The organism is Hymenobacter plasmatis (assembly GCF_020711255.1).
GTDB lineage: Bacteria > Bacteroidota > Bacteroidia > Cytophagales > Hymenobacteraceae > Hymenobacter.
In genome coordinates, this window is the sequence record NZ_JAJFAW010000012.1 from 84,455 (window position 1) to 97,311 (window position 12,857).

Annotated in this window: 9 protein-coding genes; 6 read left to right on the forward strand and 3 right to left on the reverse strand. The window is 61.1% G+C overall.

The features are described 5' to 3' along the window. Positions 1-35: 35 nt before the first annotated feature. From LJ738_RS10670 to LJ738_RS10680, 3 genes are all read right to left on the reverse strand, one after another. Positions 36-1,751 (reverse strand): M28 family metallopeptidase, encoded by a 1,716-nt coding sequence (locus LJ738_RS10670; protein WP_227786308.1) that lies wholly within the window; start codon positions 1,749-1,751, stop codon positions 36-38. A 238-nt stretch (positions 1,752-1,989) separates the two neighbouring features. Continuing rightward, entirely contained in the window at positions 1,990-2,592 is a 603-nt protein-coding gene (locus LJ738_RS10675) for a TMEM175 family protein (RefSeq protein WP_227786309.1), read from the reverse strand. 46 nt (positions 2,593-2,638) lie between these two features. Next, positions 2,639-3,103: a hypothetical protein gene (locus LJ738_RS10680; protein WP_227786310.1), complete on the reverse strand. Its 465-nt coding sequence runs from the start codon at positions 3,101-3,103 to the stop codon at positions 2,639-2,641. Positions 3,104-3,381: 278 nt separating this feature from the next. Between LJ738_RS10680 and LJ738_RS10685 the strand changes: the two genes are divergently transcribed. The 6 genes from LJ738_RS10685 to LJ738_RS10710 all read left to right on the forward strand — a co-directional run bounded on the left by LJ738_RS10685 (position 3,382) and on the right by LJ738_RS10710 (position 12,712). Beyond that, on the forward strand, positions 3,382-3,789 hold the full coding sequence (locus LJ738_RS10685) for a hypothetical protein (RefSeq protein ID WP_227786311.1): 408 nt from the start codon (positions 3,382-3,384) through the stop codon (positions 3,787-3,789). A gap of 181 nt (positions 3,790-3,970) precedes the next feature. After that, positions 3,971-6,148, forward strand: coding sequence for a tetratricopeptide repeat protein (locus LJ738_RS10690; protein WP_227786312.1), 2,178 nt, complete (start codon positions 3,971-3,973; stop codon positions 6,146-6,148). A gap of 330 nt (positions 6,149-6,478) precedes the next feature. Continuing rightward, positions 6,479-7,471, forward strand: coding sequence for a YitT family protein (locus LJ738_RS10695; RefSeq protein WP_227786313.1), 993 nt, complete (start codon positions 6,479-6,481; stop codon positions 7,469-7,471). An 81-nt stretch (positions 7,472-7,552) separates the two neighbouring features. Continuing rightward, on the forward strand, positions 7,553-10,759 hold the full coding sequence (locus tag LJ738_RS10700; protein WP_227786314.1) for a cyclic nucleotide-binding domain-containing protein: 3,207 nt from the start codon (positions 7,553-7,555) through the stop codon (positions 10,757-10,759). A gap of 206 nt (positions 10,760-10,965) precedes the next feature. Further along, positions 10,966-11,979, forward strand: a complete 1,014-nt coding sequence (locus LJ738_RS10705; RefSeq protein ID WP_227786315.1) for an NADP-dependent oxidoreductase — start codon at positions 10,966-10,968, stop codon at positions 11,977-11,979. Positions 11,980-12,031: 52 nt separating this feature from the next. Beyond that, entirely contained in the window at positions 12,032-12,712 is a 681-nt protein-coding gene (locus tag LJ738_RS10710; protein ID WP_227786316.1) for a type 1 glutamine amidotransferase domain-containing protein, read from the forward strand. Positions 12,713-12,857 lie beyond the last annotated feature (145 nt).

A 12,857-nucleotide genomic window follows, 5' to 3' on the forward strand; every position in this document is an offset into this window, starting at 1 on the left:
GCGACACTTCGCGTCTCAGCATTCGGGCCGACCTGCTACTTCCCCACCATCTTATCCCGCACGCCCTTAAACTCTGAGCCTTCGCGCCACTTCGGAAACGTGGTTTCGCTGGCCAGGCGCTGGCCGACGCGGAAGTAGAGCTGCGCATCTTCGGCCACGCCGGTGAGGTCCCAGCTGGGGTCCATTTGGTCGGCGGGTTTGTGGTACATGTTGGTGGTGTAGTTCTGGCGCTTTTCGGCGATGTATTCCTTGCCGTGGGCGCGGCTTTCGTAGCCGCCGCTGGCGTAGAGCGAGGGCACGCCCACGTGGGCAAAATTGAAGTGGTCGGAGCGGTAGAACATGCCGGTTTCAGGCGTTTGGTCCGGCAGCACGTACCGGCCCTGCTCCTTGGCGGCGGCGCGGGCGTAGTCTTCCAGCTCCGACTGCCCGTAGCCGATAACGGTGAGGTCCTTCATGCGGCCGTAGGGCCAGAGCATGTCCATGTTGAGGTCGGCCACGGTTTTGGCCAGCGGAAACGGCGGGTGCTGGGCGTAGTAGCCCGAGCCCAGCAAGCCCTGCTCTTCGCCGGTCACGGCCAGGAACACGATGCTGCGGGCGGGCTTCACTTTGGCCGTCTGGAAGGCTTTGGCGATGCTGAGCAGGGCGGCCAGGCCGGTGCCGTCGTCCACGGCGCCGTTGTAGATGGAGTCGCCGGCAATGGCTTTGCCCACGCCGAAATGGTCCCAGTGGGCCGAATAGATGATGTATTCACCGGCGCGGGTGGTACCAGGGAGCACGGCCAACACGTTTTTGGAGGTCTGGCGGCGCAGCTTGTTTTGCAGGCTGGTGCTCATGCTGAGGCCCAGGGCCCGGGGCCGGAAACCGCGCTGGTTGGCAGCGGCATAGAGCGCTTCGTAGTTCTGGCCGGCAGCCGTGAAGACGCGTTTGGCAGCGTCGAGCGTCAGCCAGCCTTCCATGGCGCACTTGCTGGCGCCGCGGTCGGGCGTTTGGGGGCGCAGCTTGGGGCCCACGGCGCCGCTCAGCACCACGCTCCAGGGGTAGGCGGCGGGCTTGGTGTCGTGCACGATGAGGATGCCTGCGGCCCCGTGGCGGGCGGCTTCGTCGTATTTGTAGGTCCAGCGGCCGTAGTAGGTCATGGCCTTGCCCTTGAAGAGCGTGCTGTCGTTGCCGGCATTGCCCGGGTCATTCACCAGCACCACTACGGTTTTGCCCTTCACGTCGAGGCCGGCGTAGTCGTCCCAGCCGTATTCGGGCGCCACCACGCCGTAGCCAGCAAAGACCAGCGGCGAGTTGGTGACGGCCACGGTGGGCTGCTCGCGCTGCGTAAACACCACGTAATCGGTCTTGTACTGCAAGGTCAGCTGTTGGCCCTTGCCCGCAATCTGCATGGTTGGGGCCGGCGTGACGCTGATTTCCACCATCGGAACCGACTGGAAGTAGCTGCCATTAGGCCCGGGCTGTAAGCCCAACTGCTTGAACTGCGCCGCCAGGTAGTTGGTAATGCGCTCTTCGCCCAGTGTAAACGGCTTGCGCCCCTGCATCTCCTCCGAGGACACAGCTTTGAGGTAGCTGCCCACTTCCGCCGCTGTAATTGCGGCGGAGTCGCCGGCCGTGGCCTCGACGGGCGGGGTGGCCGTGGTGGTAGCAGTTTCATTGGTAGACTTGGATTGGCAGCTGGCCAGGGCCAGGACCAGCAGCCCAACCGGCAGCAGCCGTGGCGTAATCGAGTGCAAAGGGGAAAGCTTATTCATAAGCAATTGAGCTGGACGCCAAAGCGGCTGGGTTTACCGGTTCAAGGTACTCGACATTCGTTCTTGCACGCGCTTGGTGCTACCGTAAGGTCAATTTTCTGGTTGACTGGAAGCTATTGAATCACGCCGTTTGAAGAGGCAGTAAGCATTGACAATCCAGGAAATGGCCTAGCACCATTCAGCCACTGCGGTGCTGTAGCAGCTGTAGCAGACTGGGATTGGGGCCGTGGAGTAGTGGCTATTTTACTTTTTTTAGCTCCGCTTCGCTTGCCGCCAGCGTGCGCTCTATCCGCCGGTCCGGAATCAGCCACATCAGCGCTACGCCAATGTAGATGCCGCCCGCCACCCACGGGTTCCAGAAGCTGGCAGCTATGCCCGCTGCGTAGAGCGGGCCCGAGGATTTGCCCTTCAGGTCGCGCCCAATGGCATGGGCCAGCACCGAATTGGGTCCTTCGATGGCAATGATGCAGTTCTGCATTATTAAGTAAGCCAGCCCGGCCATTAGCAGCACCACGCCATACACCACCAGCGTGGCCCGGGCGAAGTGGTTTTCGCCCATCCAGCCGGTTGCGAAAGGCACCAGCGACAGCCAGAACAGCAGGTGCAGGTTGGCCCAAAGTATGCCACCCGAAATCCGGTTGGTGCCCGCCAGCATCATGTGGTGGTTGCTCCAATAAATACCGATGTAAATGAAGCTCAGTACATAACTGAGCACCGTGGGCAACAGCGGTTTCAGGGCCGCAAAATCGGCCCCGTGCGGCACCTTGATTTCCAGCACCATAATGGTGAGGATAATGGCCAGCACGCCATCGCTGAAAGCTTCGAGTCGTCCTTTGTGCATGGGCGCAACTTACACAGGAAGCGCAACGGGTAGGCCCCTGGGCGGGCTACTGCAGCGGCACCAGCTTCACGCCCGTGTAGAGCTTTGGGTTGGCTACCGAGGCAATGGGCTCGATGGTCAGGCGCTTATCAAACTTGCTGACATTGGCCAGTTTCAGCAGCGCGTTGTAGTCCGATGCGTGGCCGGATTTGGTCTTGATAAAGTAGCTGTTGACGTGCAGCGTTTCGGGGTTGTAGCTGACCTTCAGGGCCGTGGTATCGCGCCAGTAGGTGTACAGCGCTTCCGTCCCGCCCGTGGCCGACTCGCGGGGCGTGCGGTCATGGTCGGGCCGAATGGATTGGCCGGTTAGCGGTTGGGCAATCTGGTTGGCGTTCATGCCCAGCAGGGCGGGCACGTCGAAGGCGCGGTCCACTTTCAGGGCGCGGGTTACGGCAGGCGTTTCAGCAGTTGGTTTTTCGGTAGCGGCGCAGCCCATCACAAGGGCAAGCGGAAGGAGGTAGGCGTAACGCATGTTGGAAGTAGTTGAGGTGAGTAAGGCTGCTACGAAATAGGCCGAAAAATAGCTCAGGTTTCAATGTTGGTGCTCAAAATTAGCTATATATTTCTAATTTTTTGCAATAAGTTCATATAGTGACACTAAAACCCACCTATGGGTGAGGTTTGCTTGAAGCGCGCATGATAATTTGCAGATTTAATATTATTCTATAATGATTAATTGAAAGTATTTCAGTAACTTAAGCGCAGCATTGAAACCCGCTTACAAACCTGGCCTCATAACCCCCACGAAAAATGGATACCACACTTCATGCTCCCGAAACACTGTTACCTGACTTGATTGACGTTATAAACCAAGGGCTTGGCGAAAAGGGAGTTAATCCCTCTAAAGGGGAATGGGGAGTGCCTGGCAATGCGCTTAAAGTTGAAGTAGGAGAGGGAAAAGGGGCTCACACTTTTATTCACTGCGATAAGAAGGAGGATTTCGATAGCATTTACGATAAATTAAAAGGCCTAGGGCTAGCTATTAAAGAAGACAAACGCACTTTGCCTGAATTTGGTAAAAATGCGAAGGGTGTAATTCCAGGAGATACTAAATTCTATAGTTTCTACTTGCACGACCACAAAGGGGCAGACTCCTCAACCGATATGTTGACCGATTCTGACTCAATCGGCTTAGTGATTCACAATCCGAATTACTGATTCTCAGTATTCAACAACGCAGCAATGCTGCGGCGCGATTGGGGCAAGTAAGCAGCTGGCTTAAGAATGAACTAAGTGGCTGTGGCTTAAGATGAACGAGCATCCTGGACTTTCCCTACGCAAGGTGAAAGCGAACAAGTGCATGTAGACCCTGGGCTGACTCGATTATTAATGCCTCAGCATGAAAGCATACATTGTTCTGTTTTTCTTGGGTTTAGCTCAACCGACGCTTCCGGCACCAGCTTCAGCCCAAACAGCCCGGCGCCAGCAACGGCCGCAACCCTCCCGGCTGGATACCGCTGGTGTGCGCCGGCTATTGGCCCTGGCCCAGGAGCTGCGGGCCACGGATGCCGCCCAGGCCACAAAATTGAGCTATCAGGCGCTTGAGCTGGCACGGCAGCTGCACGACTCCCGGGCGGAGGGCGAAGCCCGACTGGCCATAAGCATCGGGCTGCGCCGGCAGAGCCAGTTCGAGCAGGCGCGAACGTATGCCCTGCAAGCCCTGCGCCTTTTCCAGAGCCGTGCCGACCCCCGAGGGCAGGGAAAAGCATGGCTGCAGCTGAGCCTGATTCACATGCTGCAGGGCAACCCGGCGCCCGCCTTGGCGGCTGCTCTCAAAGGCCTGCCGCTGGCCGAAAAAGCCGGCGATGCCCAAACGGTTACGCGCCTCGAGGCCAATTTGGGCGACATCTACTATTCCATGGGCAATTATGCGGAAGCGCTGGCGGTGCTGCGGGTTGTCTTGAAAAGGGGGGAGCGCACCGGCGACAAGCAAGTGGTGCTCACGGCCCTCAACGGCTTGGGCAACTCGTACGAGCAGCTCCGCAAATGGCCCCAGGCCCTGGCGTACTACCAGCGGGCTCTCGCCCTGAGCCGGGAACTGGGCGATACGTCGGGGGAGATAGGCAACGAAACCAATCTGGCCCAAGTGCACGGCATGCTGGGCCACCAGGCCGAGGCGCTGGCGCACGGGCTGCGGGCCCGGCAGCTGGTGCAAGCCACCCACGACGACTACAATCTGCCCCTGGTGGAGCTGATGCTGGCCCAGGCCTACCTGCTGGCCCAGCAGCCCGACAGCGCCCTGGCCCTGGCGCACCAGAGCCTGACGCTCAGCGAGCAAGCCCGCAGCAAGGACAACATTCGCAAAGCGGCCGACATTCTGGCCCGGGCCTATGCCTTACGCCGCAACTTTGAGCAGGCCTACCGCTACCGCACCCTGCACATGGCCTACAACGATTCGCTGTCGGGCGAAGACACCCAGCGCCGTACCAGTGCCCTGCGCTTCGGGTACGAGCTGGACCGGAAGCAGGCTCAGATAAACTTGCTCACCAAAACCCGGGAGCTGCAGGCCCAAACGGCCGCCCGGCAGCGCATGCAGCTCTACGGCCTGCTAGCCGGGCTGGTGGGCGTGGTGCTGGTGGTGGCGCTGCTGCTGCGCAACATCTTCCTGAAGCTGCGCACCAACCGCCGCCTGCAGGAAAAGAACGTGGAGATAGCCGCCCACCGCGACACCCTGGACCGCACCCTCACCGAGCTGAAAACCACCCAGGCCCAACTGGTGCAGCGCGAGAAGATGGCCAGCCTGGGCGAGCTAACGGCGGGCGTGGCCCACGAAATTCAAAACCCGCTCAACTTCGTCACCAACTTCTCGGACCTGAGCGTGGAGCTGGCGGCCGAGCTGGAAATGGAGCTGGCCAAGGAGCCCCTCACGGTGGGCGGCAAGCACACCATCGACCAGCTCCTGCAGGAGCTGACCCAGAATCAAAGCAAGATTCATGAGCACGGCCACCGCGCCGACCTCATTGTGAAGCGCATGCTGGAGCACTCCCGCTCGAGCAACGGCGAGCCCCAGGTAACGGACCTGAACGCACTGGTCGAAGACAGCTTGCGGCTGGCCTACCACGGCTGGCGGGCCAAGGAAAAGAACTTTACCGCCGTGCTTATCTCCGACCTCGACCCGGGCATGCTGCCGCTGCGGGTGGTGCCCCAGGACCTGAGCCGCGTGCTGCTCAACCTGCTCACCAACGCCTTCTACGCCGTGGCCGAAAAAAGCCGGCAAATCGGCGAAAGCTACCGCCCCGAAGTGTGCGTGCAAACCCGGCGCACCGCGAGCGCCGTGCAGATTCTGGTGCGCGACAATGGCAATGGCATTCCGGCGGGCGTGCAAGCCAAGGTGTTCCAGCCCTTCTTCACCACCAAGCCCACCGGCGAGGGCACGGGGCTGGGCCTCTCGTTGAGCTACGACATTGTGACCAAAGAGCACGGCGGCTCCATGGAGGTAGAGAGCGAGGAAGGGAAGTACTCGCAGTTTCGGATTTCACTGCCGGTAAGGGTAAGCGAAATGGTTAATTCAATCTGAACTATTCTGCCTTTTTTTTAAATTAATTTTATATCTTTAGCAAGTCTCCTGCTACAATTATTACCATGGGACCGGGCGGGCCCGTGGTGGTTGGGGCAGGAGGCCCGGACCATGCTCATCACATGGCTTCCTCGATAGGAGGAAGCAGAACAGGCGCCAGCTTCAAGCCTATGCCAGATAACGGCTTGGCTTGCGCTTTGAACTCTACGGTGCCAGCAAAATTTACTGGCAATAGGCTGTTTTTCTATGGTTTATCCGGCACCGATGGTCGCGGTACGCCAGTAGCTCAGGCAGCTTTTCGTTGTAATTACCGGGCTTTTGCTGGTTGTGATGTTACTCGAACAATTCCTTCCTCCGCGCTTTCGCACCAGAAAGCTGGCCCGGCAGGCCACGCCGGCGGCCGGTGGGGGAGTAGTGGCAGAGCCAGCCGCCGTCGCCACGGGCCCGCTGCCTGGCATTTCGCTGCAGGCCGTGGGGCAGTGGGTGTTGCAGGGGTTTTTCCTGGCGGCAGGGATGTTTTCGGCGGCGTTGGGCCTGAAAGGTTTTTTGCTGCCCAACGGCTTCATCGACGGCGGCGTGACGGGCGTCTCGCTGCTGGTGAGCCAGCTCACGGGCGTGCCCTTGTCGCTGCTGATTGTCTTAATCAACATCCCGTTTATTGGGCTGGGCTATTACCACCTCGGCAAGAAGTTCGCCATCAAGACCTTGCTCACCATTCTGGCGCTGGCCGGGACCCTGCTGGTGGTTTCCTTTCCGGCCCTTACGCAGGACAAGCTCCTGATTGCAGTCTTCGGTGGCTTCTTTCTGGGGGCCGGCATTGGGCTGGCCATGCGCGGCGGCGGCGTGCTCGACGGCACCGAAATCCTGGCCCTCTACCTCAGCCGCAAGCTGCCCATCTCTATTGGCGATATTGTGCTGGTAATCAATATTGTCATCTTCGGGGTGGCGGCCTGGCTGCTGTCGATAGAAACGGCCCTGTATTCCATCCTGGCGTATCTATCGGCGGCCCGCACGGTGGATTTTGTGCTCGTGGGCATCGAGGAATACACGGGCCTGACCATCATCTCGTTTCACAGCAACGAAATCAGGCGGATGATAACCGACAAGCTCCGCCGCGGCGCCACGGTCTACGAGTGCACCCAGGGCTACGGCACCCACGGGCACCAGCACCTCAAAGTGGAGGCGATTTTCACGGTGGTAACGCGCCTGGAAGTGGTTAGCCTGGTGGACGAAATCTATAAAATTGACTCGCATGCCTTCATCGTCATGCAAAGCGTGAGCGACATGAAAGGGGGGCTCATCAAGAAGCACCCCTTGCGCTAGCGCCGCAGCCCCGGCCCCAAAGCAGCGTCTTTGCTGCTGAAGCAGTACTGCCGGAGCCTTGCTTTAATCAGAAAAAATATCATGGAAAAGTGGTACCGTTTTCTGGGAGTTCGGCCAAGCGAGACCAAGACCGTCTGGCTGTTTTTCGTGCACAATTTTCTGCTCGGCATCGGCACCATTCTGGTGTACGTGGCAGCCAACGTGCTGCTGCTGGCCGAGCACCCGGAGCGCAACCTGCCGCTGGCCTACTGCGCCGGCGCCGTGGCCATGATGGTGGTGGGCCGGCTATACGCCTACTATGAGCGCAAGCTGCAGCTCAGCTCGCTGGCCGTGCGCACGCTCATGGTGACGGTGGTGCTCACGCTGGTGCTGGGGCTGGTGCTCCTGCGCGGGCCTTCGGTGGTAGCGGCCGTGGCCATCATGACGGGCTACCGCCTCATTTACCTGCTCACCAACCTGGAGTTCTGGGGCATGTCGTCGGTGGTGTTCAACGTGCGGCAGGGGCGGCGGCTGTTTAGCGTGATTAGCTCCGGCGACATGCCGGCCAAGGCCCTCGGCGCGGTGCTCACCATCTTCGTGCATGCCCACAATGCACTCTACGCGCTGCTGCTCACGGCGTCGGCCTTCTACTTGCTGGCGCTGTTCATCCAGCGGGCCACATTCCGGGCCCAGACGGTGGTGGCCCGGCCGGGGCCGGTGCGCGAATCGGGCCGGGAGCTGACCCCGCTGTTCCGGCAGTTTTTTGGGGCCAGCCCGCTGGTGCGGGCCATGGGCTTGAGCCTCACGGCCATTGCGGCCGTGGCCGTGGGGGTAGAGTACCTGTTCTTCGTGAACGTGAAGTACAAGCTGCAGGACCAGACCACCATCCTGCAGTACGTGGGCGGCGTGCTGGCCCTCACCTACATGCTGGCCATGCTGTTTAAGCTGGGCTTTTCGCGCCACAGCCTCGACCGGCTGGGCGTACGCTGGACCCTGGCGCTGCTGCCGCTGCTGGCTTTTGCCGGGGTGCTGCTGTTTGGGGTGCTGCAATCGGCCCACATGGGGCCCTCCGCCCTGATGGCCTATTTTGGCGGCCTCTACCTAGTGCTGGAAGTGCTGAGGCGGGCCGTGTTCGAGCCCGTGTTTCTGGTGCTGCTGCAGCCCCTGGCTGCGCCCGAGCGGCTGGAAGGTCACTCCCTCGTGAAAGGGTTTTACGAGCCGCTGGGCCTCGGACTGGGTGGCCTGCTGCTGCTGGGGCTGCCGCAGCTACCGGAGCTCAACCTGTGGGTGCCGTTTGTGTGGATGGGGCTGCTGCTGCTGGGGTCCGTCTTCCTGCTGCAGCGCACCTACTGGACGTATATCGACGAGCTAAAGCGCACCCTGGGCCTGCGCTTTACCACAGATGCGGCCTCGGACTCGGCCCTGCACTTCCAGCCGGAAACGGAGTACAACGGCTCGCGCATTAGCCCCACGGATGCTATCCAGGCCATTGATTACCTGCACAAAGCCGAGGCGGCCGCGGTAGTGAAACATGCCGAGCACCTGCTCAAGCACACGGACAGCCGGGTGCGGTACCGGGTGCTGAGCGTGGTGGGCCAGTCGGCCGATGTTGCCCTGCTGCGCCGTTTGGCCATGGCCGACCCCGACCCGGCCCTGCGCGAAACGGCCAGCGAGCTAGCCAGCCGCCACCCCGAATCCACCGATTTGCTGGAGCACCCCGACCTGGCCGTGCGCAAAGGCGCCATTCGGGGCCGGCTCGAAACCACGCCCACCGATGCGCCGGCCCGGGCCAGCCTCGCGGCCATCGTGGCATCCGACGAAACCAGCTCCCGCCTCGCTGCCCTGGCCCTGGTCGACCTGCTCACGCCGGAGCAGCAGGTAGAGCTGGTTACCACCAGCCTCTGTAACCCCGACCCGATGGTGGTTTCGGCGGCGGTGCAGGCCGCGGCCGAAACTTCCAACCAGGCCCTGATGGAGCAGCTCATTGCCTTGCTGCGCATCAAGGCCGTGCAGAAATATGCCACCACCGGATTGGTGAAGATTGGTGCGGCCAGTCTGCCGCTGCTGAAGCAGGCGCTGGCCCGCGAAACGGACTCGCGCGGCTTCCAAAGCCTGGCCCAGGTGTGCGCGCACCTGGCCACGCCGGCGGCCCGGCAGCTGCTGGTGGAGCTGGCCCAGGGCCCCAACCTCGTGGGCCGCGCCGCCGCGCTGCGCGCCCTGAGCTCCTTTGCCACGGAAGCAGCCGATACGCCGCTGTTTCAGCGCCTGGTGGAGGAGGAGATGCGGCTGGCCCAGCAGCTGCTGCACGGCATGGTGAACGCCAACGCCGAGCTCCGGGCGGCCCTCCGCTACGAGCTGCGCAAAGGCCAGCAGCGCATTTTTGGGCTACTCGCGCAAGTATATGAGCGGCAGCCCATCCTGGACGCCCAGCGCGGCGTGGCCCACACTGCCGGCGAGCGGCAGGCCAACGCCCTCGAAATGCTCGATAACCTGATTCCGCGCCCGCTGTACCACGGCCTGCAGGCCATGCTCGACGTGGGCCGGCTCCGCGACAAGGTGCGGAAGTTTGATGATTTGCTGGGCCCCACCAAAGCGTCGGAAAGCATCCAGACCGTCATCGTGCGCGGCGGCACGGCCGCCTTCTCCATCTGGACCATCAGCCTGGCGCTGCAGCAGTGGCACCCGCAGCCCGATACCGTTGCCTACCTCTACCCGCACTTGGAAAGTACCAATTTGCTGATTCAGGAAAATGCCACTGCGGTGCTGCGGCAGTTGCCCATTCAGCGGCCTGCCGCCTACGACCAATTAATCAGCCTGTTCCCCTCTGTTGCCTCCCTGCTCATGTCACCTCAAGGCCCCACATCCAGCGTTTCGGCGCGTGAGCGTGTGCTGATGCTCAAAGGCACCACGCTGTTTGCCGAAACCCCCGAAAACGTTCTTAGTACCATCATGCCGATAATGAAAGAAGTTGCTTTCCAGCCCGAGCAGCAGATTTTTGCGAAAGGGCATCTCGGCACCTCGCTGTTCATCATCAGCGAAGGAGAGGTAGGGATTTTCGATGGCTCCCACCACCTGACCACCTTCCGCAAAGGCGAGTTCTTCGGGGAACTGGCTCTGCTCGACGCCGAAGCCCGCTCGGCCACCGCCCAAGCCATGTGTAAGGTAGTGGCCTTCCGCATCGACCAGGAAGACTTCTACGACGTGATGGAGGAGTGCCCCGAAGTAGTCCGCAATGTGATGCGGGTGCTGTGCCAGCGCCTGCGTCGGCAAAACGAAAAGATGCAAACCATCATGCCAGCTGAAACCTGATGGGCCGAAATGGCAAACGCCCCGTTTTCCGGTGCGATAGGTAAGCATCATTGCAAAACACTACGGCCTTTCCGATTAGGGGATGGCCGTAGTGGTTTTTAGGGAAGAAGTTGGCGGGCCGAGGAACATTTCGCGCCTCAGCGGTTATCAACCCCCTCCAGCGCCCCAAAGCATTGCCTCGGCGCAGTCCTTCTTTCCAGTCCTTTATGAAAACTCAAACCATCGTTTTGGCCAGCCGGCCAAAAGGGGAGCCTACCGCAGCTCAATTTCGCTTCGAAACCCAGGAATTGCCACCCCTGCAGGCTGGTCAGGTGCTGCTCAAGACCTTGTATGTGTCCGTAGACCCCTACATGCGGGGACGCATGAACGCGGGCAAGTCGTATGTGCCGCCGTTTGAAGTGGGCGCGCCCATCACCGGCGGCGTAGTAGCTCAAGTAGTGGAGAGCCAGCTCAATTCGCTGCCAGTGGGCAGCGTGGTGGTGGGCAATCTGCCCTGGCAGGAATACAGCGTTTCCAATGGCCAGGGCCTAAACCGTATTCCCACCGACCAGGCGCCCATCAGCTATTTCCTGGGCTTGCTGGGTATGCCGGGCCTCACGGCCTACTTCGGGCTGCTGGATATCTGCCAGCCGAAAGCCGGCGAAACCGTGGTGGTATCCGGGGCGGCCGGGGCCGTGGGCATGGTGGTGGGCCAGCTGGCCAAGATTCAGGGCGCCCGCGTCATCGGCACGGCGGGCTCCGATGAAAAGGTGGCCTACCTGAAAAAGCTGGGTTTCGACGAAGCCATTAACTACAAAACCACGCCCGACATCAACCAGGCCCTGGCCGCCGCGGCCCCCAACGGCGTGGACTGCTACTTCGATAACGTGGGCGGCGCCATCTCCGACGCCGTGTACAACAACCTGAACAAACAAGCCCGCATTGCCATCTGCGGGCAGATTTCCATGTACAATGTCACCGACGTGCCCGTGGGGCCGCGCCCGGAATCCAAGCTGCTCACCACCAGCTCCCTGATGAAAGGCTTTATCGTGAGCGACTATTTCAGCCAGTGGCCCGCAGGCGTACAAAAGCTCAGCGAATGGTACCGCGATGGCAAGCTGCAATTTGAAGAAACCATTACCGAAGGCTTCGACCAGATTCCGGCGGCGTTCCTGGGCTTGTTCAAAGGCGAAAACACCGGCAAGGCCGTGGTAAAAGTGGCCGAGCCCACCGCCCAATAATCATCCGAGCTACCTCACATTTCCAACAATTCCACCTTTTACACTGACGATTATGAATATCCTGATGGTGCTGACCTCGCACGACCAACTGGGCAACACGGGCAAGAAAACTGGCTTCTGGCTGGAAGAATTTGCTGCGCCGTACTACGTGTTCAAAGATGCCGGCGCCACACTGACCCTGGCCTCGCCCAAGGGCGGCCAGCCGCCCCTCGACCCCAAAAGCGACGACCCCAGCGCCCAGACCGAAGCCACCGAACGCTTCAAAAAAGACCCCGAAGCCCAACGGGCCCTAGCCAACACGGTGCCGCTGGCCAGTGTATCGGCCCAACAGTTTGACGCTGTGTTTTACCCCGGCGGCCACGGCCCGCTGTGGGACCTGGCCGAAGACAAGAAGTCGATTGAGCTGATTGAAACCATGCACGCCGCCGGCAAGCCCGTGGCCCTGGTGTGCCACGCGCCCGGCGCGCTGCGCCACACCAAAGCCGCCGACGGCACGCCGCTGGTGCGCGGCAAAAAGGTGGCCGGCTTCACCAATACCGAAGAAGAGGCGGTGCAACTGACCAACGTGGTGCCCTTCCTGGTGGAAGACATGCTCAAGCAAAACGGCGGCGACTACTCCAAAGTGGCCGACTGGCAGCCCTACGTCCTGCGCGACGGCCACCTCATCACCGGCCAGAACCCGGCCTCGTCCGAGCCCGCCGCCAAGGAGCTGCTAAAGCTGCTGGCCGACTAGGTTCAGCCCAATTCCATGCCTTGCCTCAGCTGCTCCGCGTCCGGGAGTGGCTGAGGCATTTTGGGTTATGGGAGCTTGGGGTGCTGGCGGGTTCTTGGGCATCGGAGGGGGCGCCAGCTGGTTTCCCTTCGCCAAAGTGGTTTCC

Bases quoted from the DNA above. Each gene is read 5' to 3' on its own strand.
- LJ738_RS10685 (WP_227786311.1), top strand. From the start codon at position 3,382: ATGGATACCACACTTCATGCTCCCGAAACACTGTTACCTGACTTGATT.
- LJ738_RS10675 (WP_227786309.1), bottom strand. From the start codon at position 2,592: ATGCACAAAGGACGACTCGAAGCTTTCAGCGATGGCGTGCTGGCCATT.
- LJ738_RS10710 (WP_227786316.1), top strand. From the start codon at position 12,032: ATGAATATCCTGATGGTGCTGACCTCGCACGACCAACTGGGCAACACG.
- LJ738_RS10670 (WP_227786308.1), bottom strand. From the start codon at position 1,751: ATGAATAAGCTTTCCCCTTTGCACTCGATTACGCCACGGCTGCTGCCG.
- LJ738_RS10695 (WP_227786313.1), top strand. From the start codon at position 6,479: ATGTTACTCGAACAATTCCTTCCTCCGCGCTTTCGCACCAGAAAGCTG.
- LJ738_RS10705 (WP_227786315.1), top strand. From the start codon at position 10,966: ATGAAAACTCAAACCATCGTTTTGGCCAGCCGGCCAAAAGGGGAGCCT.
- LJ738_RS10690 (WP_227786312.1), top strand. From the start codon at position 3,971: ATGAAAGCATACATTGTTCTGTTTTTCTTGGGTTTAGCTCAACCGACG.
- LJ738_RS10680 (WP_227786310.1), bottom strand. From the start codon at position 3,103: ATGCGTTACGCCTACCTCCTTCCGCTTGCCCTTGTGATGGGCTGCGCC.
- LJ738_RS10700 (WP_227786314.1), top strand. From the start codon at position 7,553: ATGGAAAAGTGGTACCGTTTTCTGGGAGTTCGGCCAAGCGAGACCAAG.